Raw genomic sequence first — 23,199 nt, forward strand, 5'->3', positions numbered from 1 at the left:
GGCGACACTCTAGCACAGCTGATAATACGCTGACCAACAGCGGGTAGCACCAAATGAAAAAACATGCCAAAAGTATGATTTAAATCCGTGTACCTCCTCATAAATATGCCGACTAAAAGCAATAGATTACAATTATTCAGTGAACAACACAGTGAACTATGGCATATATAAAAGGAAGTAGTGATTAACGGGCGAAAACCATTCATCACCAACAATGCTCGTTCATATACAGTAACAAGGAATAGTGGCAATGAGAGTTCTTTTTTTCTTATTCACCAGCATATTGCTGGTTGGATGTAGTTCTGGAATTTCAGTATCTCTCCCTGAAAAATTCGAAGACACTCCGGAATTCTCTACGGGATATCTGACAGGCAGTTTGAGTACAACTACTGATGGTCCGTCATCAGGCGAAGGAATAGTTACTACCCTGTACATTCGTCAAACCGGAGACGACGATATTATCACCCTTATTTATGATAATTCGGACTACGACTTCAATACCGGCTTTTTAAAAGGACAGATTTTTGCTGTCCCCCTCCCTGCGGGTGACTATGAGCTATTTTGTATCGGGTTTAAAGGTGACAACGGCAACAAAACTATACATTCAAAATCTAATGATAACCTTGGCCTGACATTTACCATTCGTTCCGGCAATGTCACCTATATTGGCCAGTTTGTCACATCAAGCCTGATCGCTAAAAGTAAGCTTTGGAATCAGGAATACCCCAGTGGTTATGGCGTGGTTACTTATAACGATGCAAACGAGCGAGACAAAGCCCTGTTCTTCGACCAATACCCAGAACTGCTCGGTATAAATTTCAATCACCAAAAACTGGCAGAACGGAATAGTCAGGTTCTCTCTGCCAAAACGAATTAATACCAATATCGACATAAGAAAAAGAGAGAGCCTTGGCTCTCGCTTTTTCTTATTATTTATTCAGCTTCAGGTTATATATCCCGCTTAAGCTCCATTGGGATACCTGTCTGTAAATACAGTGCAGAATGTAGTCGGTTCGTTGCCGTATCATCATTCTCAACAGAAGAAACCAATAATTCCGTCGGCTCAACTGACTTGTATGTACCAACCTGCTCTTCTGAGCTGGACAGTGGCTGGTGCACCTCGACATACAATGAGCCATCCGGTTCTACCGTCTGCTTCAGCGGTTGGTTAATTACCCGAACTTTAGTCCCTTCCGGTACCAGTGAAAACAGCCACTCGATATCCCAGGGGTTCATACGAATACAACCAGAACTGACCCTCATACCGATACCGAAATCTTTATTGGTTCCGTGGATCAAATACTGTCCCTTGCCGTGACTCAATCGCATCGCATATTCACCCAAAGGGTTTTCTGGACCTGCCGGCACCACTGCTGGCAATTCGATATCATGTTTCTCACGATATTCTTTACGTATGTTCGCTGTTGGCGTCCATGTCGGGTTTTCGATCTTCTGGCTGATCTGAGTCGTCATCTGCGGCGTTTCCCGACCTACCCGTCCAATACCGATAGGAAAAACATGCATATGATCGCTGTCATCTGCAGGAAAATAATATAAACGCAGCTCAGCCAGGTTGATCACAATTCCCTCGCGTTGAACATCAGGTAAAATCAGCTGAGTCGGAATCGTCAGCAACGTACCCGGAGTCGGCAAAAATGGATCAACTCCTTTGTTGGCCTCCATCACAGCTAAAAAGCCAACATCATATTTATTCGCAATATCTGCCAGGCTTTCACCTTTGTTCACCTGGTAATATTCCATAGTACCGACCAGCTTACTATCTGCATCCGGCCGTTGATATTCAATGGCATTAACTGCCACTGACATCATGCAAGCAATTGAAATAAGTAATGAACGAAACACAAAACGTCTCCATTTCAGATACTACAATTATGGCAAACATTGGGCTGTCATCACTTTCAACAGAATTATTTCTCAAGTTTTAGACATTGCACCAGCGTTCTTTATAAGTGTTCCAAACACCTGCAGCCATTGTAAGCAAACAGAGCTTTCAGTTCGTCATCACAAAGTCAAATATACCACTCTGAAATGACTCACCACCTTCACGATACCTTTTGTTGATTGATATACACTAAATCAGAGATGCTAATTGAGATTTACAAAATGAACGTATTATCTTCATTCAATATGGATCGGCATCAGCGAGTGGTGATAGATACAACCAGCCAGCAGTGGTTGGCCTCTCCGTCCGCTGGCGTATGGCGGATCCCACTTGAACGGGAAGCAGCAGAAAGTGGCCAGGTTACCAGCCTCGTTCGCTATGAACCGGATACCCATTTCTCAGCCCACTACCACCCTAACGGGGAAGAGATTTTTGTTATCGACGGGCTGTTTCAAGATGAACAGGGGGACTACCCTGCCGGTACGTATATCCGAAACCCTCCGGGGTCATTCCACGCTCCCGGTAGCGACACCGGATGTTTGCTCTACGTAAAGCTCAATATGTTTCCCGAAAACGACAGCGAGACTTTTCGGCTAGATACTCATAATGCCAACTGGCAGCCGGGAATGACCCAAGGTGTATTTATCCTGCCACTGCACGGTTTCAGTGGCGAACAAACAATGATGCAAAAATGGCAATCTAACACATTTATCCCACCCCACCAGCATGATGGCGGAGAAGAAATATTTATTCTATCGGGTGAATTTTATGATGAGCTGGGTGAATATGAAAAAGGCACCTGGATCCGAAACCAGGCAGGAAGTACCCACCAGCCAGCCACAAGGGAAGGCTGTCTCATGCTGGTTAAAACAGGGCACTTCTAGCTGGCAAACTCAATACCTACAGCACGAAACCGGACATCAGCATTCTCATAGTCACCACTACTCTGCTGGTAGTACTCTGCGGGCATCCGCTCATCGAGCCCCGCAGACTTCAGCTTTTTCAATTCATCACGGGTCAGAATGACATAATCAAGGTGTTCATCCAGCAACTGCTTGAGAGAATCGATACTGAGTTCGTCGTCTCTGACGAGCACCTTCAGCTTGCCGGTCACCACTGAGAGAGGTAACCGCAGCTCCCGTACAAGTAACTTTCGGTTGCCAACCGGGCGAGCCGCCTTAGAACGAAGACTATGCTCAAAAATCTGCTCCCAATCAGCTTTCCCACTTCGGGTAACCAGGTGGTGGCGGTAACAGTAATAACTTTCAAAAAATTGCCTCAGAAAGTGATAACGCTCCGCATAGGCCTCAAGGTAGATATGCTGCAACTCTAAGTTAGCATGAAAATCATGTAGATCTGTCATAAATTAATTCAATTGTCGGGAACAGGAGCGGTTATATCTCCAAACCGCCATCTTCCCGATAAAGACGTTATAAGTTGAACCGTACTCCAACGGCACCTTCCACTTCCATACTGGACTCTTTCTGCATATACCAAGTTACACCAGCTTCTGCATACAAATGTAAAGAATGGTAAGGCAATACAATACCAACACCACCTCTTGGCCCCCACTGGTGTTCACTGTCATCAACCCATTGAATACCGGTAAAACCATAAAATGGTGAATATAGAGTATTTTGGGCCATATCACTGACATTCCAGATCGCATCAGCTGAAAAACTCAAGGTATTTAGACCAACGGCAAACTGGTAATCATCACGATACTGTACTGTTAGCCCAGACGTCGGGCTGCCAAGATAAACACCGGCAGTAAGAGGGGAACTCAGTGCTGCAGCCTGCATAGGCAAGGCTAAAAGAGTTGAAATCAAAATAGCTTTTTTAAACATTCATAATCCCTGAACTAAGCGATAAATTTTGCTCCGCGCCGAAACATACCGCCTTTATCACTAAAATCAAAGTGCAATCTAATGAAATTTTTCACCAATTTTTCAGGTCTCTTCATATTACATACTTATATAACAAGCAAAATGACACTGTAATCAAAGGAAGACTATGCTCATCAAGAAGACACCGAGCTGGACACTAAACGACAACGAAGCCACTCCTGAATCAGTATACCTGCAACGCCGTGATATCTTAAAAAAGCTTGGCATCACCCTCGTTGGTTTACCTGTAGCAACCCAAGCAAATGCCGGCTTATTCGATGCCTTTACTAGTGGTAAGAAAGTGGAGACCAAAGATAGCCGTCGTTCGCTGATAACCCGGCCATCACACTATTCTGATAATCAACTATCACTGACGCCAGAAAACAAAATCCTTCAATACAATAATTTTTACGAATTTGGAACCGATAAGTCAGATCCTGCTGTGCGTGCTGGCAACTTCAAAACGAATCCGTGGAACATTGAAGTTGGCGGGCTGGTTAACAAACCTTTAACTCTGGGTTATGAAGATATCTTCTCCACATTCACTCTGGAAGAGCGGATATACCGGTTACGCTGCGTTGAAGCCTGGTCGATGAATATTCCCTGGATTGGTTTTCCCCTGGCTGAACTCCTGAAAAAGGCCGCCCCTAACAGCCGGGCAAAATATGTTGCTTTCGAAACCCTCTACGCCCCCAAACAAATGCCAGGTCAGGCATCCCGCCGTCTGGGTGGTGGAATTGACTATCCTTATGTGGAAGGGCTGCGGCTGGCTGAAGCCATGCATCCGCTAACACTTATATCAGTCGGCCTGTACGGAAAAACGCTGGCGCCTCAAAACGGTGCCCCACTACGCCTGGTTGTTCCCTGGAAATATGGCTTCAAGAGCATCAAGTCTATTGTGAAAATCACCCTCACAGACAAAGAACCACCTACGACCTGGAACCTGCTGGCACCCAATGAATATGGCTTCTATGCCAATGTGAATCCAAAAGTCGACCATCCTCGGTGGAGTCAGGCCAGTGAACGATTTATAGGGGAAGGCAGCCTGTTCAGCAGCCGGCGTCAGCCCACAAACATGTTCAACGGTTATGCCGACGAGGTTGCGAGCCTCTACAAGGGCATGGATTTGAGGAAGCACTACTGATGAAATTAACGCCAAAATATATCTTCGCTATTAAGATGATCATCCACCTGTTATCCCTCAGCTTTGTCGGTTTGTTAGTGTTTCAGACCTTAAGCGGCGGTCTGGGAGCCGATCCGGCTCAGGGGATCAGCCACTACACGGGGAAAGCTGCGCTCAATACTCTGATAATCACCTCGCTGATCTCCCCTCTTGCTAAATTTTTTCGGCAAGGCAGATTGATTAAAGTCCGGCGACTGATCGGATTATACAGTTTCTTCTGGGCAGTACTGCACCTGCTTGGCTACCTGGCACTAGATCTCAACTTTAACTGGCCGCTACTTGCCAGTGAACTTGCTTCGCGTCCCTACTTGACCCTTGGAGCTGCAAGTTGGCTGATCCTGTTGGTGCTGACAGTAACATCTCCGCAAAAAATCCAGCGCCGACTCGGCTCTCGCTGGCAAAAACTACATAACTGGATTTATCTCGCCCTGATTCTAAGTCCTATACACTACTACTGGTCAGTAAAATCCGGACTAACTGAACCCGTCTTGTATATCCTGGCGACGCTCATCCTGCTTAGTTTACGCTACAAGACATTCATGCGCTGGCTGCCGGCATTTTTTGCCCTCAGCCGCACGACTTCACCTCGCTCATAATTATTAAACCATTCAATATTTGTGAAAAGGCCCAAATAATGGGGCTTTTTTGATCACTAAATCATTGAATAATCATAAGGCAAACATATTTTTCTGATACGATGAACTATCTGTAATAAGATAGCGTTGGCCTGAACCTATTTATATCGCAAATTCAATCAGGCTGAGCTAGTTGTGTTATGAGGCTTTTCATCCTTGGTCAGTGATCTCCTTTCAGTCAGTATCCATCATTTTCAGTCTGACTGTTTGCAGCTATGTGAACACCATTACCCGACGGTACATAACCGTGGAATGCGTGAATATCACATGGGCAGAGCTTTATGCCGCCGTATCATTTCGACGCTGAATCAAGCAGACATTCCAGCTAAACTGCAACTGTGCCCAAGCGAGGAAGAGCACGACCAAACGGTTTTCGCTATCGAAACCCCCCAGTTCATCATCTGGCTCGTTGCTCATCGTCTGGACAGTGCCAACCTTGCCAGACGTGATGCCCTGCTTCAGTTAATAAATACCGCCGTAAAGCAAACAGCCTCAAACAAACAACATCACTTACTCATTGTTTCCGATCATTGGTTTGACCGCAGCAAAGCCAGCAAAGAGATACCAGCATGGTGGCTCGGACAACTGCCGGACAATTGCAATGAATACCTCGCCGATGGTATCCGCCTTCAGGCATGTGCCCATACGCTGCCACAAAGCCTGAAGCAGAAATATTCCCTGACCGAAGGGCTGCATGAAGTACATCACCCGCTCAAGCGGCACAGCAATGGCAAAGTTGTCCACCGCTACATTCTGCTAACCGCTTACTACTATCTGAATCAACCTGAGCAATAATGTAGCCTTTTCAGCGATACTGATAGGACCACTCATAAATCCACTATTGGCATTAAAATAAAGTGATCATATCGATACCCTCTTTCAAGGTACATCCGATACTATAGCTCCCTGTTTATTTGTCACCAGAACTCACTTTCATGCCAGAAATCAGCCAAGCACCACATTTGTCACTGCGGGATGACGCCATTTTCCGACTCTTCATCCGCTACACAATGCCAACCATTGCGGCCATGCTGGTTACTGGTATTTACGTTGCGATCGACGGCATGTTTGTCGGTCATTTCATCGGAGAAAACGGCCTTGCCGGGATCATGCTTGGCTACCCTATCGGATCGATCCTTTATGCACTGGGTGCGATGGTCGGTATGGGAGCCTCAGCCCTGGTCTCAATAAAGCTCGGCGAAGGACATACAGACCAGGCCAAAATTATTGTTGGAAACGCCCTTTCACTCTGCCTGATTATTTCCCTGATAGGCTGCAGCTTAGGCATTCTTTTCGCTGATGATGTTCTGCGCTGGCTGGGCGCGGAAGGTGAGATCTTCCAAATGGCATCAGATTACCTGTTCTGGTACTTCGCTCTGGGTGTATTTCCGGTTGTCTCTATGGCGTTTTCATCGCTGTTACGAAATGACGGTGAGCCTAACCGAGTCACTTGGATCATGATTTTCGGCGGTGTGCTTAACGTAGCTCTCGACTGGGTATTTATCGTCGTCATTCCGTGGGAGCTGACCGGAGCGGCCATCGCCACCATGCTGTCACAAGCCGCAACCACACTACTCTGTCTACAACATTTTTTCGGTAACAAAACCCGCCTGAAAATCAGCTGGCAAACCCTCAGATTACATTGGGACAGCGTAAAACAAATCAGCAGACTAGGTCTTTCCAGCCTGCTGATGTACCTGTATTTATCGGTAGTACTGACTCTGCATAATAAAGCCTTCCTTTGGGTAGGAAGTGCCATTCATGTCGCCGCTTACGGCATCGTCAGCTATACCGAAGCTTTCTTCTACCTGATATTTGAAGGAATTGCCCTTGGTATCCAGCCGATTACCAGCTACAACACCGGAGCCGGACAGACTGAGCGAGTGCTCAAAGCCCGCAATATGGCCTTTGCCGCCACCTTACTGGTGGCTCTAAGTGGTGTCGCTTTCCTTTACGGCTTCCCTGACTATGTGGTTTACCTCTTTGCCGGAAATAACCCGACCCTGCTGCCAGAGGCCGTAAACGGCATGTATCTTTATTTCTGGGGGCTTCCGATGGAGGGCTTATTGCTGGTAGGTGCGACCTATTTCCAGTCAGTAAATAAAGCAAGAGAAGCTTCGTTCCTGACCGGAGGCAAGCTCATTCTCATTACCCTGTTCATCTTCACCCTGGCCAAATTCGTCGGCGTTAACGGAGTCTGGATTGCATTGCCACTTTGCAGCTCAGCATTAACCGCCTGGATGCTTTTCACCTTAGGGTATAACAAGAAAAATTCACCAAACTGATAAAAACAGCAGCAAGCAAACGATTAACAGCACCTTTAGGTGCTGTTTTCTTATCCGGAATACGATTTACTACTAGTCGAAAAGTGATGGTTATCACAATTACATTGGCCAATACTGCAATACACATTTCCTGCTCAAATTCAGAGGGTATGATCGAACACCTGTATCAATTAAGTGATTGTCTTCAATGTTTAAGAAAACACTTCTCGCTGTCTCCCTTGCAGCAACCTCGCTCGCCAGCACTTCAGCTTTAGCCTTGGAAAAAGTCGACCTGCTAATCAAAAATGCCACCGTTCTGACAATGAATCAGGAAAACACTGTCTATAACAACGGCCTGGTGGTAGTAAAAGAGAACAAAATTTTCGCCGTGACTAACGGCTCAAACATCAAAGACTACATCGCCGCCAAAACCATTGATGCTGATGGCGACATTGTGATGCCGGGGCTGATAAACACGCATACCCATGTCTCAATGACCGTCTTCCGCTCACTGGCCGATGATGTGCCTGATCGCCTGCACCGTTATATTTTCCCGCTTGAAAAGAAACTGGTATCCCGCGATATGGTTCGCATCGGAGCTCAATTGGGTAACGTGGAAATGGTCAAAGGCGGTGTCACAACGTATGCCGACATGTATTATTTTGAAGATGAAGTCGCTAAAACCGTAGATACCATAGGTATGCGTGCCGTTCTGGGTGAAACCGTCATCAAGTTCCCGGTCGCTGACGCAGCCAATGCCGATGAAGGCATTAAATACGCGCTTAACTTTATTGAACAATACAAAGATCACCCGCGCATTACCCCGGCTTTCGCTCCTCACGCGCCTTACACCAACACCACAGAAGCCCTGCAGAAAATCACTGAGCTTTCACTTAAACATGATGTGCCGGTGATGATCCACCTTGCTGAATCTGAACGTGAAAACCTGGTCATTGCAGAACGAAGCGGCGGTAAAACACCGGTTGAATACATGGCAGATATCGGCGCACTGACCCCTAAGCTGGTTGGCGCGCATATGATAAATGTCGACGACAATGACATTGCCCTGCTGAAAAAGCATGATGTCGGCATTGCCCATAACATGAGTGCCAACATCAAATCAGCCAAAGGTGTTTCCCCGGCCCTGAAAATGTTCGATGACGGGTTGCGTATCGGTCTGGGTACAGACGGCCCGATGTCCGGCAATACCCTGAGTACCATTGATGAATTTAACCAGGTTGCCAAAGTGCACAAGTTGGTCAACAAAGACCGTGCAGCCATGCCACCGATGAAAGTGATCGAAATGGCGACGATTGGCGCAGCTCGGGCCCTGCATATGGAAAACACTATCGGTTCACTGGAAGCTGGCAAATTGGCAGATATCATAGTGATCGACACCAAAGCTCCGAATATGGTGCCGGTTTATAACCCGTATTCGGCGCTTGTCTATTCAGCTTACGCATCAAATGTTAAACATACGATTGTTGACGGAAAGTTGCTGATGGAAAACCGTAACATACTGACCGTTGATGAAGATGCTATTCGTGAGGAAGCACTGAAATTCAGCAACAAAGTCCGAAAGGCTGTCGTAGAAAGCGGCGAAGTCGTGCAGTAACTAACCCTGCCCTCAACTGAAACTTACCCAACAAAAAAACGCCAGTATTCATACTGGCGTTTTCATTATCGACTATTTTGCTTTATTTTTTGCCTGAATAACCAACACAATGCCCTCAACCCGAATCACTTCAACCAGCGTTCCCGCTTCGAGCGGTTCATCGGCTTTTGCCAGCCACGACGTATCTCCCATCCGGATCCGTCCCTGACCTAACGGGAAAGGCGCATCAAGTACACAGGTTTGCCCGACCATCTGTTCATTACGCTTATTCAGTGTGCTCTCCTGATCATCAGCCCGATCTATACGGTGCTGGTAGCGCCACCAAATCCAGGTAGAAAACAGCGCAAACACTGCAAAGGTTAACCATTGCAAAGACCAACTCATCGGGACAAAGGTCATAATAAGCCCGACAAGCAGTGCTGATATTCCCAACCAAAGCAAATACCCAGCCGTTCCCAGCAACTCAAGAAGCAATAGCACAAGGCCCAATGCTAGCCAGTGCCAGAAATTCATCTGCTCAAGCAGTTCGATCATTCTTTCGATCCTTTGCTCACTGATACGGCCTGCTTAGGCTGATTAAGCAACTCCGCGATACCAGCAACCGACCCCATCAGACCTGTTGCGTCTAACGGCAACATAATGACTTTACCATTTTCAGACTGACCAATGGCCTTCAATGCTTCGGTATAGCCTTGGGCAATAAAGTAATTAACCGCCTGCAAATCACCTTTTGCGATGGCTTCCGATACCATTGCTGTTGCACGCGCCTCTGCCTCCGCGGCCCTTTCACGGGCTTCGGCCTGAAGAATTGCGGCCTGCTTATCACCTTCAGCACGCAAAATTTCGGACTGCTTATGACCTTCAGCCCGTAAAATTTCAGCCTGACGAACACCTTCCGCTTCCAGTACCTCGGCTCGCTTATTACGTTCAGCCTTCATCTGCGCGTTCATTGCCGCAGTAAGGTCCGCTGGCGGCTGCACATCTCTGATTTCTATACGAGTAACTTTTACACCCCAAGGGTTGGTAGCCTGATCAACAATACCTAATAACTGACTGTTAATTCTGTCACGCTGTGAAAGCATTTCATCCAGTTCCATCGAGCCCAGCACAGTACGAATGTTAGTCAAGGTTAAGTTACGAATTGCATGCTCCAGATCGTTCACTTCGTAAGCCGCTTTCGCAGCGTCGACAACCTGAACGAAGCAGACTGCATCAATCGTTACATTAGCGTTATCGCGTGAGATAACCTCCTGTGCAGGGATATCAAGCACTCGTTCCATCATATTGATTTTATTGCCAATACGGTCAACGAACGGCACAATCAAATTTAACCCCGGTCGTAATGTTTTGGTATAGCGACCAAAACGCTCAACCGTCCACTCATTCCCTTGAGCAACCGTTTTAATCGCCGAGGCAATCAACACTATGGCAACAACAAGAAATACTCCAACTGTAATTAACGTATCGTATGGCATTTCGCCCTCCATAATAAACACCGCGCATATTCAACTAGAGTACACCAAGCCATTGAATATTCATATAAATGAAAACATCCGCCGAAGCGGATGTTGTTTAATCTCAAATTTGTCAGGTTAGAGCCGGAACTGCCCTAGCAAGCGCTCTAATTGCTGACATTGCCGGGCTAGCGTATCGAAAGCCTGCCCTGTTGCTTCAACGTTACCGACCATCTCTTCACTCATATCAGCGATAACCTGGACATTGGTATTGATGCCATCACTTACCTGACTTTGCTGAGTGGCAGCGGCAGCAATCTGAACGTTCATATCATTAATAACATTAATTGAATGACTAATCGCATCAATTGATTCCGTTGCCGTCTGAGCCTGAACAACAGTTGTGTTACCACAGGTGCGGCTACTCTCCATAGCTTGAACCGCAGCCTTTGCTCCATTTTGCAAGCGCTCAATCATCACCTGGATCTCACCGGTACTTGTCTGAGTCTTGCTCGCCAGAGTTCGTACTTCATCAGCCACAACGGCAAAACCACGCCCCTGATCCCCGGCACGGGCTGCTTCAATCGCAGCATTCAATGCCAATAAATTGGTTTGATCAGCAATACCGCGAATCACATCAAGAATGGAGGCAATATTTCCGACATCCTGCTCAAGATTACCAATCACACCGCTAGCTGATTCAATCTCATCCGCTAATTGATAAATAGAGGCAACCGTACTTCCAAGCACTTCCTTTGCGGTTTCCGAGCCCGTACTGGCGCTCTGGCTCGCGGCTGCCGCTTCATTGGCATGTGAACTTACATCATCACTGGTGGTACTCATTTCATGAACAGCTGTTGCCACAAGCGTACTCTCTTTACGCTGTTTCACGGCATTCTTTACCACGCCTTCAGTCTGAATATGAATTTGCCGAGTCTCATCCTGTACCGCCTTCATCGTCACCGCGACTTCAGAAATCGTACGGTGAATCTTTGAAACAAACTCATTAAACGAACCCGCTAGCTGACCAACTTCATCCCGGCTTTCGACATCAATCCGCTGAGTCAAATCACCATCTCCGGTTGCAATATCATTCATTGCTCCAGATAAACGTTTAATAGGTGCAATCACCAAGCCTGATACCCCCCATGAAATCAACAGTGAAATCACGATTGTCGATATCAGACCAATTTGAAGAATACGGGTAGCCATTGCCAACTGATGGTCTATATGTGCTTTGAGCGCCGCCTGTGATGTCTGTATCTCATGACGAAACGCCTTAACAAACCCTCGCAGCTCATCAAACTCGCGTTCAATAACTTTCTGGTTTTCTTCATAGTAATCTTCTGCTGACTCAGGCTTATCGATCATGATGCGGTAATGCGCAACCCAACGATTATAGGCCATCTCCAATTTCAACAGTCTTTGACGGTTACTTTCATCAAGAAAGCCAATATCAATTAAACGCTTCGGTGACAGCAGGCGCGGCAGTGCCTTGGGAACGTCATCATAAAATTCTTCCTGGAAATACCGTAACCGTTCAGGGTTGTACTGAGATAAGATCACCCCTTGCCCGGCAGCAATGATCTGGTACATATCTCGATAACCATCATCCAGCTCTTCCTCGACTGGCAGCACCTCATCAGTCAGCAACTTTCCTGCCTTGGCCTGATCATGGGAAACAACGGTTATAACCGTAAACAATGCTGTAAATAAAATAATCACAAGAACAACTGGCGAAAAGAACTTCCACCGAAAGGTAAGATTTTTAAACCACTGCATATTAACTTCCCGCATGGTTGAACACTATTGCATATAGAGCACAACCATAGCGATTCTGACTTTCCCCATCCAATGAAAAAGTCAGCAACATTATGATTTAATTATTAAAAATCGACTCATTCCACTTATTTACATTAACTAGGTTAGCTATGGGTCAATAGCGCCACAACATTACCTTTTTAGTTATATAAAACGTTATCGATATAACCATTAGTGACAATTCAATCAAATTAATGTACTTCGCAATATCAATAATCGAACAAAGTGTAATAAACGACTTAAAGCAAAATAGGTTGGTTGGTAATATTTGTATTTCCCCCCAAAAAGGCGTTAAATGAATAAAAGATAGCAAATACAAATAGTTCGAGTTTTGAAGGGATTTTCAAAATGAGTACGTCCAGCTTATCCATCCTGCTCGCTTTTTTTATCTTTCTGCTGGCGGCCATAATCACCAAACCCATGGCGAAAATCACCAAAATTCCGCATTCCATTTTGTTGATACTCACCGGGATGCTACTGCATTCAATTCAGCCTCATATTTCCCTGCCGCTTGATGCCCTGAAAACCAAAGAATTCGCCCACGACATTATTCTGCTCATCCTACTGCCAACCCTGGTCTTTGAAACTGCTTACAACCTGGATATCCGTAAACTTATAGCAAACCGGCTTCCTATTTTTGTGCTTGCCTTACCCGGCGTACTAATTTCAACGCTTGTCGTTGCTCTGCTTGTCTATGGGCTAACTCCCCTCGACATACAAGTTTCACTGCTGCTTGGTGCTATCCTGAGTGCCACTGACCCCAGTGCGGTAATTTCTGCCTTCCGTCAACTTGGAGCCCCCAAAGACTTAATCATGTTGGTTGAAGGAGAAAGCCTGTTCAACGACGCAACTGCTATTACCCTGACCAAAATCCTCATCGTTGTTTTTGCCCTAGGGACGGGTGTAAGCTCAACTCTTTGGTATGGCTGCTACCTTTTCCTGCTCACGCTTGGCGGCGGCATTGTATGTGGCTGGCTCCTTGCGCGCGGTTTGCTCTTGCTGTGGAAAAAATTGCCCGATGATCCTTTTCTCGAAATCAGTCTGAGCTTGCTTCTGGCCTTTGGCTGCTATTTATTTGCTGAAGAGGTACTGCATGCCAGTGGTATAGTGGCAACGACTACAGCAGGGATCACCCTTGCGATGAATACACCTCTACCAATTTCCCGACACTCACAACAATACCTCAACCACTTTTGGTCTTATCTCTCATTCATTGCCACTGCCAGTGTTTTTCTCATTGTCGGACTGTGGGTAGACTTGAGCCTGATATGGGAAAATGCAGAAATTTCACTCATCGTCCTTATCACTTTATGGCTTTCACGGGCCCTTATCGCCTATGTCCTTCTTCCGCAAATTGGCCGCATACAAAGACAAAATAAGGTGACACCAATTGAGTACCGTCATCTGGTTTTCATTGGCGGAATGCGAGGAGCTGTTACCATGGCATTAGCGATGGGACTGGTTACCCTCCTCGGCAATGAAAACCTGTTATCCATCGCCATTAATGTCGTCTTTTTCTCTACCCTGATTCAAGGCCTGCTCATTAATCCGCTAACGTCTCACCTATGCCTGAAAGAGCAAGATATCAACGACAAGATTGCGACTGCTGAGATGACTTTATCGACACTCCAACATGGCCAAAAAGCCCTTGAGCCCTTGTTACGTTCACAATTTTCTCAAAACAACGCCCCAAAAGAACTGTCCGAACGCCTTACCCCATTAATCGAAGCGCAAGAAAAGCAACTCCACCATTGGTTTAATGCCGAAATAGGGCCAATAGGACAGTGGAACCGATTAATGCTGCGAAGCTCCAGTTTAGAAATAGGCTTTTTGTACCAACTATTTGACCAAGGACTGATCAGTACCGCCATCTACGAAGAGTTAAAAAACTCGTTAGACGAACAGATGGAAGCCATCCGCCACCAATATGCAAGGCCGCATTTCTCAATCCTTCCGCAAAGAATGAGTTCTGTATTCCAGCGAGCGCACGCTTATTTTCATAAAAAACCACACCACCTTATCGATCAGGAATACGAGATAGCGCTTGCCCGAACGATCAGCTGTAACAGTGTCCTGACAGAGCTTAAAAAATGGACAGACGAAGAACAAATTCCTGTTGCCGTATCGAAAAACGTAGAAAAAATTTGGCTTGGGTGGTTAGAAAGCTGTGCAGATAAAATGCAAGCTATTGAGCAGCAACACCCGGATAACGCAAGAAGGATACAAAGAAAGCTGCTGGTTAGCTATCTGCTCCAGGCCGAAAATGATCATTTAGAACAGTATATACAGCAGTACCTGATATCAGAAGACGATGCAGATAAAATAAAAGACACGCTAAAATCCCAACAGGGTTAATTCATTATCTCCACAAGAAGCTGACAAGCAGATCCAATTTTTGCGGGTTTGTATGCACATACTCTTCCGGGTGCGTTATCATCTCCGCCATCGTTTCTGATTTGAGTACTCTTGATTCATGTACCAGCAAACCCTGAAAAACACTTTCGGCTTTGACACACTTCGTCCCGGTCAGGAAAACGTTATCACACGAATTTTAAATGGCGAATCGGCGACTGCAATTTTTCCGACCGGTTCGGGGAAATCGCTTTGCTACCAGCTACCAGCTGTCCAGCTTCCCCATCTGACTTTAGTGATCTCGCCGTTGCTGGCCCTGATGAAAGATCAGCTCGATTTTCTTCGTAGCAAAAATATTCCTGCAGCTTCAATAGATTCCAGTCAAAGCTGGGATGAAAGCCAGCAAGTTATGCAGGGCGTAAGAAATGGTGAAATTAAAGTACTTATGATTTCAGTTGAGCGCCTGAACAACGAACGTTTCCGTCACTTTATTTCGCAGGTACCCATTTCGCTACTTGTTGTCGATGAGGCACACTGTATCTCTGAGTGGGGACATAACTTCCGTCCCGACTACCTCAAACTACCCCATCACCGCCAGTGGCTGAAGATCCCACAAGTCCTACTGCTAACCGCAACAGCCACACCTGCGGTAATCGAAGACATGAGCCGCAAGTTCGACATTGAGCAAAGCAATGTCGTGATCACTGGCTTCTATCGCCAGAACCTCGATCTTGCTATCGCGCCAACAGCCGAGACTGACAAACAACAAGCAATCCTGTCACAGCTGGAGCAAAATCCGCAGCAGCCAACCATTGTTTACGTCACCTTACAGAAAACCGCCGAGAACCTGGCAAGCTGGCTCAACCAGCACGGCTACCGCGCCCTGGCCTACCATGCCGGTATGGACAGCGAACAACGCCAGCAGATCCAGCAGGCATTCATGGCCGGACAGCACCACTGCATTATCGCAACTATCGCTTTCGGCATGGGGATCGACAAAGCAGATATCCGCCGTGTCATTCACTTCGATTTACCCAAATCAATTGAAAACTACAGTCAGGAAATTGGACGGGCCGGACGTGATGGTTTTTCTTCCCAATGTACCGTGCTGGCTAATAAGTCCGGCCTAAACGTTCTAGAAAATTTTGTCTACGGCGATACGCCGGATAAAGAAGCCATCGAATATGTGCTATCCCAAATCCAGGCCAGTCCCGGACAATGGGAAGTCATGCTGCCACGTCTGTCTAAAGACAGTAATATTCGCCTGTTGCCGCTAAAAACCTTACTTGTCTATCTTGAGATGCAACAGCTCATTGAAGCGCAGTATACCTATTTTGCTAATTACCGCTTCAAGCTAATCAAAGATCAACAAGCAATAATTGACCAGTTCCAAAGCGAGCGCCGCCAATTCGTCAGCCAGATCTTTGCATGCTCACCGAAGGCCAGAACCTGGCATACTGTCGATTTCGATGCCCTGTGGCAAGGTTGTCAGGCTGAACGTAAACGTGTCGTTGCTGCGATTGACTACTTCAGCGAGAAAGGCTGGATCGAGCTGGAAAGTAAACAAATGACCGATGTCTACCGAGTGCCTAACTCGCACTTCGACATCCCGGAAGTCGCAACATACCTCTATGAGCTATTCCAGCAAAAAGAGAACAGCGAGATTGAGCGGATCACACAAATGCTAAGCTTTTTCGAAAGCAACCAGTGCCTGAGCCACACCCTTGCCAGCTATTTTGCTGATACCAACGCCCCAGAACAATGCGGCCATTGCTCTGTCTGTCGAGGACAGATTGCAGAACTGCATGGCAGTGAACAGTTACCCGAGATCTCCGTCAATACCCTCAAAGCATGGTGTGACCCATTCATCTCTGCCTGCCCGACTCCGCCTTCACCCGCAGCGGTAACCCGTTTTTTAAACGGTATAACCTCACCACTTAACACCAAGGTAAAGGCGCGACAAATGAATGGCTTTGCCCAACTTGAGGCCTATCCGTTTCGCAACACCCAGGAGTTGGTGTCTTCCGTTTACCCGGAACTCACCTAACCATACCCTGTTAACTATAAATTCTGATTCTATTCACAGAGCATCAAGCTCTGTGTCTCGATGACGGAAAACTCACTTTTCATCATTAATAAATAGCGATCTTTATCACGAAGTTTTAAAATACTTTCATAATATCAATGGGAATAGAGTTATAGCCATGTCAAACGAAGATCAAAACTACCAAACATGTGAAGCCTGCGGCGTATCAGCAGAAATGGGCTTTATCATCAAAGAAGGTGATGATGTTGCTGAAGTACAAATTTTTGCGAACGGTAAAGATGCGCTTACAGCAGAGCTGAACAACTACCTTGCTCTTGCAAAAGAAGTAAATAAGAACTTCAAGCATGAAGTCACTCCTCTGGAAGAAAACAGTCAGGAGCTAACAGCACGAATCCAATTTGAATGCAGTGCTGAAAAACTGATTTTTGAACTAAAGAGCCGCTCTCTAGCGAAATAGTGAGTAATGGAATAAGCACCTTGCTTCCAGCATTCACACTATCAATGTTGGTGTAATTTCCATACAAAATGCTTAATTCGAGAAAAGCCAATTCCTTTCTGGAATTGGCTTTTTAATCGCTTCAACTAACTATATTCACCTCTGGCACATTAAAAATCCATTAAAAAAGCATGAAAAACCAGTTAACTGGTCTGATATGCAAAGTTATTTCTTTATGGTTAGTATAAAACTATAGGCACATGGATGCGCTAAGCGAATTTTTTCTGGAAATACTCCGCATTTTGTATGAAAATAACAGCACATTATGAATCACAGGGCACATGGTATTCATGAGAATACCGTGAATGAAAAGGAATAGTTCAATGAAGAGTAATAAAGCAAAAGTGATCGCAAACTGGAAACCAACCAACGCTCGCGAAGCTGCCGCAATGAAAGAATTGTTAATGCAAGAAATGGGTGTAGCACCAGAGCATCATCAAGGCGGTACTGGCAAGCTGGCTCCAAACTCAGGCCGAGTGATTCGTTAAGTTAAGCATTTGGTTTCTAAGTAATAATTTTCCCCCTTTGTTACTGACAGAGACCAGACACTTAAAACTGGTTAAAGATAATTCCTGCTCTTTCCAGCAATAATTATTGCTTACAACCAGTTATCAACAAAAAAGCCGTGTCGAGGTAATCGACACGGCTTTTTTAAGCCATTTCTAGCCAAATAACCTGCTGTTTATTGCTGTTTTTCAAGCTTATTCCAACGGACTTTACCATTGGACTCAAAATCATTCTCTGGCCCACATTCCAATATAATCTCACCAACCACCAATACAGCTCCTACTGAGTACTCTTTTCCATCGTAAAAACACACCCGCTGATTCTGCACCATTGGTTGCAAAGTGATCTCAGGCTTGCTTGTCACCGACACTTCCTTTGCCAAAACTACTGAAGAAAATGTCCCCATAACAAGGCCCGAACATGCCAAAGCTAGAATAGCTCTCTTTGTAAACTTCATCTTACCCTCGTAAACCAGATCAACTAACAGAATAGTATGCGATCTGGCTACCTTAAAAAACGACTTAACCTCTTCCGTGGTACAAAGATCAGCGTTTACTCGATACTTCTTTACTTTGGCCTATCTTCAGGATTTAACCGATACCATTCTTCAAGTAGTTCCCAACCATATACAATTTCCACTTGCATATGCATAACAATGGAAAATATAAATACAGCAACATAAGCAATGTTTACCCATAACATCACCTTAAATCGCTGTCTTTTATCAAAAACACCAATCGCAACACCAATGATTACAAATGGATAGCAAGCCAACATAATAAAAATCACAACCAAATAATTGGATATCACCATCGGGGCCATCAAAAATCCCTTATTCTATTTACACATTCACCTTTTGTTTATTACATCATAAGGCTCACACCTTCTATAGCTGACCCATTACCTAATAACTCAGCCTAATCACTTATTGCGAGTCATTTCATGAAATCACTAATAGCAAGACAGAACATTTCAGTCGATTCCTGATGTGCTGCGTGATCCACAAAAGGAATATTCATAAATTTTGAACCATCAATCCGCTGAAGAATCTCCACAGCCTCTGATAAGGAAAACAGCTCATCCTCATCTCCTCTTGCAATCAGGACTGGCAACGAATATTGCAGACATCTTCTTTAGGATACCCGGTAGCGCCCTGATCTAACCAAACACCAACAACTTCTTTTACTAACCGATCAAAATCTGGCTGTGAATTAACTTCCTCATAGTATTTAACCGAATCTGGATATATTTCTGACCAAAATTCACTCGTTAAACCACTGAGTAAAGAGATAGATGGATCATCAGGCTCAAGTCACCACTGCGAACCAAGGGCAATTAACTTCTTAATATTATTCTTAGAATTAGCTGTCATACGATAACCCACAATCCCACCATCACTAAAAACAAGCACTGTGACAGTAGAAACATCCAGGTGTGCCAAGACTGCTTCGACATCTTGCTGATAGCGGGCATAGCTCATATCATCCGCCCCCATCGTCGACTTCCCATGACCTCTAAGATCAATACCGATAAACAGAGACGTTGCGGGAATCCTCTCTATTAAGGCATTAAAATCAACCATAGAGCCAAGCCCACCATGCAAAAACAATATCGCTTCTCCATGAGGATCCCCAGCCGTTTCAAAGTAAATGTTCGCATCACCGATAGAAAGTTAATTCCCAGAAATATGTGTAAAGCCAGCCACAAACCTCCAATCTTAAAAATTAAGATTCCAATCAGACAAGCAAAATATTAACACCTCGTTACTTTCACCATCCATTCTTAATAATTACGAGATAATTCCCATGAACATCAAATTAATACAACTGATAACGTTACATATTAACAACATTAAAAATGCCGCATTAAGCTTAATTAATGCGGCTTTGGATACATATCCATTGATAGCTGACTATTTATTCCAACAAATATCGTTATAAATTAAATCATCATCACTTGGCCAACCAATAATATCGAGCCAAAAGCAAGTAAGAAAGCAACAATCGGGAATACAAACTTCACCCACTTGTTGAACTGAATATCAAGCATCTGAAGAGTAACTAAAACCAAACCAGTGGGCGCTAAAAATAGCATTGCATACTGACCCCAATTATACGCTGAAACAACAATATCTCTAGGGATCATTACCGTATCAGCCAATGGCGCCATAATAGGCATGGATAATACAGCCAACCCTGAAGATGAAGGCACAACTAAACCAAGCAAGAAAAAGATAAACATTTGGGCGACAGCAAACACACTACCATGCATACCCGAAACCAAATCCGATGCATAAGCCAGAATTGTATCTGAGACCATCCCCTGCTCTAGAACTATGTTTACCCCTCTGGCCATACCTATTATTAATGAAACCGCAACTAACTCAGAAGCGCCTTTGGTAAACGCCTCAACCGCTTCTTTTTCATTAAGGCCAGAGATGAAAATGATGATGATAGCAATCGTCAGGAACGATGCCGCCATTTGCGGGAACCACCATCCTGCAAGAGAAACTCCCCAAACCATCAATGGAAAGGCAATAGCAAATAACGTCAGAATAATTTTACGGCGTAAGGTAAAGGGAACATCATCATCCAATTCACCATCTTTCAAAAAACGTGCTCTGAAGGCTTCTCTGTCTGAGTATGTATATGAAAATGCAGGATTATCTTTTATCTTCTGACAGTACCAGTACAAATAACCAATCACAACTGCAGTACCAACAACACAACCGAACGCCCTAACACCTAAACCTTCAGTAAAAGAAATACCTGCAGCATTAGAAGCAATAACAACCGAAAACGGGTTAATCGTTGAGAACGCTGTTCCTATCGATGCGGCAAGAAAAATAGCTCCAACACATACAATCGAATCGTAGCCAAGAGTGAGGAAAATTGGAACAAGAATAGGATAAAAAGCAACAGCCTCTTCTTCCAAACCGCAAGTCGTCCCACCTATTGCCATAACAATAGAAACCATAGCAACGAATAAAAATTCGTTACCTTTTGTCTTTTTTGATAACGCCACTAACCCCGCATCAAACGCGCCAGTTTTATTAATGACACCAATTAAGCCGCCGAGAATTAAAATAAAGACAATAATGTCAGCACCTTCAATTGTCCCTTTAACCATACTTTCTGCTACATCACCAAGACCTTTAGGGGACTGTTCAAGACGATGATAAGTATCTGGGATTGCAATAGGCTTACGAATAGTACCATTTACGAATTGTTCAATATCTATATTAATATTAAGTTTTTCAAGTTCGTCCTGATTTGCAAATACACTCGATACATCCCCCAAAGGGCTCGTTACCAGTAAACTATTTCCTTCTGCGTTATAAGATAATTTGGAATAGGAACCAGCAGGGACAACCCATGTAAGTCCTATCGCCAATAACATAATTATAAATAAAATTGTGAAAGCCGTCGGAAAACGAAATGTTTTTCCCATTTTTTCTGTAATAAGCATAAGACATCCCCAAAGAATTATTTGGTCGAGTAATCATCCTCAAGTCTTATTAAAATATTACTTTACCACATAAATTTATGTCGTTCTGGTCGCAAATAGAATAGCTGAAATATTATTCAGCTATTCAACTAAACAAACAATTAACTTTAAGCAGAGAAAAACTTGTATGTTTTTTTTAATACCAGCGCGCTTATACCAAAAATTGGCATTCCTATAAATATAGCAATAATAAGAGCTTCAACAGATAAAAAAACAAATGAAATCAGTACGTCAGGGTTTGTCAAATCAAGCATTTTCTACCACACCAATAAGTTGCAAGGCAAATGCATCTTATTGGTTTTATCACAAATAATCAATGAGAAGCTTCAACAACTGTCAGCCTCTTTGCTCCACTAAATAGCCAGTGATTGATGATGCTGTACAAAGTCATTTTTTTCGTCACAGTACACTACTGTGTCATGATCACAACGTGCAGCAATTTTCTTTTTCAACTCTCCATACTCTTTTGCCACTTCCGGGTGAGCAACTAAATAATTCCGAAAGCAGATATGCCGGTGAATATTTGAGTCTCCAGAAGCAAAAACATGCAAATGGTAGCTATGGCGCTCACTTCCCTTTTTAAAATAACGGCGACCAGATATGCCAAATTCTCCCTTTCCTTCATATTCAAGTAATTCCAGTTTCTGTGAGACTTGATCAAAATAAAACAGATCATCAACCTCAGCCAGTATATCTATGGTTGGCTTAGCGGAGAGGCCTGGAACTAAAGTGCTCCCAATATGGTGCAGTGTGATTGCCAGTGGGTTTAAGCTCTACTTGATGTGCTCAGATTCACTTTGATATTTCTCTACCCAGCATGGCTTGTAGTCAACCACTTCAATTATTCGATTGCACATCTTTCCTCTCTGCACCATGGCATGAATGACATATATCCATCAAAATTGACGCAGCAATCATATAGACAGAAGCCAGCAAAATCTGTGCGATACGGCCATAAAAGCTCACTTCAATAAGCTTGCTATCAGAGGCAATTATCCCGCCCAGAACGACTAACATTGCCGACATTACACCAGCCCAGATAGGAGCTTTCTCCGGCTGCAAATAAATTCGTGAACTAATCACTAAACTAACCAACGTAATCAGGGTCAATAAAAATAAAAATTGCGGCGTAGTTACCAGTAACTCATACATGATTACCGCCAATAGCCCACCAATTCCATTGGTCATAAGTAGAAACAGGCTAATCTTGATACTTTTTACCGTGGTGATCTGCAATGACAAAATGCCAATAAACACCATAGTCAGGATCGCACCATTAATTTGGAAATAATAGAAATAAACCAACACAGGATAAGCAACGACCACCGCCTTAAAAGCAGCTTGTATCCGCAGTTCTTTTGACATAATTGCTGCCGGTACTGTCTCCTCGGTATTATCCGGTTCAGGGAACAACCAATGCAGTACGGAAAATCCGATAACAGCCAAAACACCGGTCATGACGCCAACTTGTTGAACTCTCATTTGTAGAATTCTCGCTCACTGAATGTACCAATGACCTTGTCATGCGT

The 23,199-nt window shown here is 44.6% G+C and carries 24 protein-coding genes; 11 read left to right on the forward strand and 13 right to left on the reverse strand.

Going from position 1 to position 23,199, the window contains the following annotated elements; genetic code table 11:
- The first annotated feature begins 250 nt into the window (after nt 1–250).
- Nucleotides 251–877 (forward strand): hypothetical protein, encoded by a 627-nt coding sequence (locus Q0852_RS21575; protein WP_299022010.1) that lies wholly within the window; start codon nt 251–253, stop codon nt 875–877.
- A gap of 71 nt (nt 878–948) precedes the next feature.
- On the opposite strand, the gene Q0852_RS21580 is transcribed toward Q0852_RS21575, so the two are convergent.
- On the reverse strand, nt 949–1,863 hold the full coding sequence (locus Q0852_RS21580; RefSeq protein ID WP_299022012.1) for a L,D-transpeptidase family protein: 915 nt from the start codon (nt 1,861–1,863) through the stop codon (nt 949–951).
- Nucleotides 1,864–2,124: 261 nt separating this feature from the next.
- Here Q0852_RS21580 and Q0852_RS21585 point away from each other — a divergent pair, with 261 nt between their 5' ends.
- The gene (locus tag Q0852_RS21585; RefSeq protein ID WP_299022014.1) at nt 2,125–2,787 is read left to right on the forward strand and encodes a cupin domain-containing protein; all 663 of its coding nucleotides are present in this window, start codon (nt 2,125–2,127) and stop codon (nt 2,785–2,787) included.
- Here Q0852_RS21585 and Q0852_RS21590 read toward each other — a convergent pair.
- The gene (locus Q0852_RS21590; RefSeq protein ID WP_299022016.1) at nt 2,784–3,266 is read right to left on the reverse strand and encodes a hypothetical protein; all 483 of its coding nucleotides are present in this window, start codon (nt 3,264–3,266) and stop codon (nt 2,784–2,786) included. The genes Q0852_RS21585 and Q0852_RS21590 overlap by 4 nt on opposite strands.
- Before the next feature lie 67 nt (nt 3,267–3,333).
- On the reverse strand, nt 3,334–3,750 hold the full coding sequence (locus tag Q0852_RS21595) for a hypothetical protein (RefSeq protein ID WP_299022019.1): 417 nt from the start codon (nt 3,748–3,750) through the stop codon (nt 3,334–3,336).
- Nucleotides 3,751–3,916: 166 nt separating this feature from the next.
- Between Q0852_RS21595 and msrP the strand changes: the two genes are divergently transcribed.
- The 5 genes from msrP to Q0852_RS21620 all read left to right on the forward strand — a co-directional run bounded on the left by msrP (nt 3,917) and on the right by Q0852_RS21620 (nt 9,486).
- On the forward strand, nt 3,917–4,933 hold the full coding sequence (msrP, locus tag Q0852_RS21600) for a protein-methionine-sulfoxide reductase catalytic subunit MsrP (protein ID WP_299022022.1): 1,017 nt from the start codon (nt 3,917–3,919) through the stop codon (nt 4,931–4,933).
- Entirely contained in the window at nt 4,933–5,568 is a 636-nt protein-coding gene (gene msrQ, locus Q0852_RS21605) for a protein-methionine-sulfoxide reductase heme-binding subunit MsrQ (RefSeq protein WP_299022024.1), read from the forward strand. Before msrP ends, msrQ begins: the two co-directional genes overlap by 1 nt.
- Nucleotides 5,569–5,763: 195 nt before the next feature.
- Nucleotides 5,764–6,402 carry a hypothetical protein gene (locus Q0852_RS21610; RefSeq protein ID WP_299022027.1) on the forward strand — a complete coding sequence of 213 codons (639 nt, stop codon included), beginning with the start codon at nt 5,764–5,766 and terminating at the stop codon, nt 6,400–6,402.
- Between the two features lie 140 nt (nt 6,403–6,542).
- Nucleotides 6,543–7,892 (forward strand): MATE family efflux transporter, encoded by a 1,350-nt coding sequence (locus tag Q0852_RS21615; RefSeq protein ID WP_299022029.1) that lies wholly within the window; start codon nt 6,543–6,545, stop codon nt 7,890–7,892.
- A 187-nt stretch (nt 7,893–8,079) separates the two neighbouring features.
- On the forward strand, nt 8,080–9,486 hold the full coding sequence (locus tag Q0852_RS21620; protein ID WP_299022032.1) for an amidohydrolase: 1,407 nt from the start codon (nt 8,080–8,082) through the stop codon (nt 9,484–9,486).
- Nucleotides 9,487–9,558: 72 nt separating this feature from the next.
- Here Q0852_RS21620 and Q0852_RS21625 read toward each other — a convergent pair whose 3' ends face one another.
- The 3 genes from Q0852_RS21625 to Q0852_RS21635 form a co-directional block, all read right to left on the reverse strand.
- A complete protein-coding gene (locus Q0852_RS21625) occupies nt 9,559–10,020 on the reverse strand; it encodes an NfeD family protein (protein WP_299022035.1) in 462 nt (153 codons plus the stop codon).
- Nucleotides 10,017–10,961 (reverse strand): SPFH domain-containing protein, encoded by a 945-nt coding sequence (locus Q0852_RS21630; protein ID WP_299022037.1) that lies wholly within the window; start codon nt 10,959–10,961, stop codon nt 10,017–10,019. Before Q0852_RS21630 ends, Q0852_RS21625 begins: the two co-directional genes overlap by 4 nt.
- Nucleotides 10,962–11,078: 117 nt before the next feature.
- On the reverse strand, nt 11,079–12,722 hold the full coding sequence (locus Q0852_RS21635) for a methyl-accepting chemotaxis protein (protein WP_299022039.1): 1,644 nt from the start codon (nt 12,720–12,722) through the stop codon (nt 11,079–11,081).
- Between the two features lie 387 nt (nt 12,723–13,109).
- On the opposite strand from Q0852_RS21635, the gene Q0852_RS21640 reads away from it, so the two are divergent.
- The 4 genes from Q0852_RS21640 (at nt 13,110) to Q0852_RS21655 (ending at nt 18,144) form a co-directional block, all read left to right on the forward strand.
- Nucleotides 13,110–15,116, forward strand: coding sequence for a sodium:proton antiporter (locus tag Q0852_RS21640; RefSeq protein WP_299022041.1), 2,007 nt, complete (start codon nt 13,110–13,112; stop codon nt 15,114–15,116).
- A 118-nt stretch (nt 15,117–15,234) separates the two neighbouring features.
- Complete coding sequence (locus Q0852_RS21645; RefSeq protein ID WP_299022043.1) at nt 15,235–17,160, forward strand: ATP-dependent DNA helicase RecQ; 1,926 nt, start codon at nt 15,235–15,237, stop codon at nt 17,158–17,160.
- Between the two features lie 157 nt (nt 17,161–17,317).
- A complete protein-coding gene (locus tag Q0852_RS21650) occupies nt 17,318–17,617 on the forward strand; it encodes a YfcZ/YiiS family protein (protein ID WP_299022046.1) in 300 nt (99 codons plus the stop codon).
- Between the two features lie 362 nt (nt 17,618–17,979).
- On the forward strand, nt 17,980–18,144 hold the full coding sequence (locus Q0852_RS21655) for a hypothetical protein (protein ID WP_299022048.1): 165 nt from the start codon (nt 17,980–17,982) through the stop codon (nt 18,142–18,144).
- A 194-nt stretch (nt 18,145–18,338) separates the two neighbouring features.
- Here Q0852_RS21655 and Q0852_RS21660 read toward each other — a convergent pair whose 3' ends face one another.
- The 7 genes from Q0852_RS21660 to Q0852_RS21685 form a co-directional block, all read right to left on the reverse strand.
- Nucleotides 18,339–18,620 (reverse strand): DUF1496 domain-containing protein, encoded by a 282-nt coding sequence (locus Q0852_RS21660; protein WP_299022050.1) that lies wholly within the window; start codon nt 18,618–18,620, stop codon nt 18,339–18,341.
- Between the two features lie 110 nt (nt 18,621–18,730).
- A complete protein-coding gene (locus Q0852_RS21665) occupies nt 18,731–18,985 on the reverse strand; it encodes a hypothetical protein (RefSeq protein ID WP_299022052.1) in 255 nt (84 codons plus the stop codon).
- A gap of 113 nt (nt 18,986–19,098) precedes the next feature.
- Nucleotides 19,099–19,275, reverse strand: a complete 177-nt coding sequence (locus tag Q0852_RS21670; RefSeq protein WP_299022054.1) for a hypothetical protein — start codon at nt 19,273–19,275, stop codon at nt 19,099–19,101.
- 200 nt (nt 19,276–19,475) lie between these two features.
- Nucleotides 19,476–19,772 (reverse strand): alpha/beta hydrolase, encoded by a 297-nt coding sequence (locus Q0852_RS21675; protein WP_299022057.1) that lies wholly within the window; start codon nt 19,770–19,772, stop codon nt 19,476–19,478.
- Between the two features lie 332 nt (nt 19,773–20,104).
- Nucleotides 20,105–21,631 carry a YfcC family protein gene (locus Q0852_RS21680; RefSeq protein ID WP_299022060.1) on the reverse strand — a complete coding sequence of 509 codons (1,527 nt, stop codon included), beginning with the start codon at nt 21,629–21,631 and terminating at the stop codon, nt 20,105–20,107.
- Between the two features lie 392 nt (nt 21,632–22,023).
- Nucleotides 22,024–22,431 carry a GrpB family protein gene (locus Q0852_RS24000; RefSeq protein WP_367278178.1) on the reverse strand — a complete coding sequence of 136 codons (408 nt, stop codon included), beginning with the start codon at nt 22,429–22,431 and terminating at the stop codon, nt 22,024–22,026.
- A 76-nt stretch (nt 22,432–22,507) separates the two neighbouring features.
- Entirely contained in the window at nt 22,508–23,152 is a 645-nt protein-coding gene (locus tag Q0852_RS21685) for a hypothetical protein (protein ID WP_299022063.1), read from the reverse strand.
- Nucleotides 23,153–23,199 lie beyond the last annotated feature (47 nt).

The sequence above is a fragment of the uncultured Photobacterium sp. genome, assembly GCF_947502415.1.
GTDB lineage: Bacteria > Pseudomonadota > Gammaproteobacteria > Enterobacterales > Vibrionaceae > Photobacterium.

Bases quoted from the DNA above. Each gene is read 5' to 3' on its own strand.
- Q0852_RS21595 (WP_299022019.1), bottom strand. From the start codon at position 3,750: ATGTTTAAAAAAGCTATTTTGATTTCAACTCTTTTAGCCTTGCCTATG.
- Q0852_RS21650 (WP_299022046.1), top strand. From the start codon at position 17,318: ATGTCAAACGAAGATCAAAACTACCAAACATGTGAAGCCTGCGGCGTA.
- msrQ (WP_299022024.1), top strand. From the start codon at position 4,933: ATGAAATTAACGCCAAAATATATCTTCGCTATTAAGATGATCATCCAC.
- Q0852_RS21660 (WP_299022050.1), bottom strand. From the start codon at position 18,620: ATGAAGTTTACAAAGAGAGCTATTCTAGCTTTGGCATGTTCGGGCCTT.
- Q0852_RS21575 (WP_299022010.1), top strand. From the start codon at position 251: ATGAGAGTTCTTTTTTTCTTATTCACCAGCATATTGCTGGTTGGATGT.
- Q0852_RS21655 (WP_299022048.1), top strand. From the start codon at position 17,980: ATGAAGAGTAATAAAGCAAAAGTGATCGCAAACTGGAAACCAACCAAC.
- Q0852_RS21635 (WP_299022039.1), bottom strand. From the start codon at position 12,722: ATGCAGTGGTTTAAAAATCTTACCTTTCGGTGGAAGTTCTTTTCGCCA.
- Q0852_RS21680 (WP_299022060.1), bottom strand. From the start codon at position 21,631: ATGCTTATTACAGAAAAAATGGGAAAAACATTTCGTTTTCCGACGGCT.
- Q0852_RS21645 (WP_299022043.1), top strand. From the start codon at position 15,235: ATGTACCAGCAAACCCTGAAAAACACTTTCGGCTTTGACACACTTCGT.
- Q0852_RS21615 (WP_299022029.1), top strand. From the start codon at position 6,543: ATGCCAGAAATCAGCCAAGCACCACATTTGTCACTGCGGGATGACGCC.
- Q0852_RS21590 (WP_299022016.1), bottom strand. From the start codon at position 3,266: ATGACAGATCTACATGATTTTCATGCTAACTTAGAGTTGCAGCATATC.
- msrP (WP_299022022.1), top strand. From the start codon at position 3,917: ATGCTCATCAAGAAGACACCGAGCTGGACACTAAACGACAACGAAGCC.
- Q0852_RS21620 (WP_299022032.1), top strand. From the start codon at position 8,080: ATGTTTAAGAAAACACTTCTCGCTGTCTCCCTTGCAGCAACCTCGCTC.
- Q0852_RS21585 (WP_299022014.1), top strand. From the start codon at position 2,125: ATGAACGTATTATCTTCATTCAATATGGATCGGCATCAGCGAGTGGTG.
- Q0852_RS21685 (WP_299022063.1), bottom strand. From the start codon at position 23,152: ATGAGAGTTCAACAAGTTGGCGTCATGACCGGTGTTTTGGCTGTTATC.
- Q0852_RS21625 (WP_299022035.1), bottom strand. From the start codon at position 10,020: ATGATCGAACTGCTTGAGCAGATGAATTTCTGGCACTGGCTAGCATTG.
- Q0852_RS21665 (WP_299022052.1), bottom strand. From the start codon at position 18,985: ATGGCCCCGATGGTGATATCCAATTATTTGGTTGTGATTTTTATTATG.
- Q0852_RS21630 (WP_299022037.1), bottom strand. From the start codon at position 10,961: ATGCCATACGATACGTTAATTACAGTTGGAGTATTTCTTGTTGTTGCC.
- Q0852_RS21640 (WP_299022041.1), top strand. From the start codon at position 13,110: ATGAGTACGTCCAGCTTATCCATCCTGCTCGCTTTTTTTATCTTTCTG.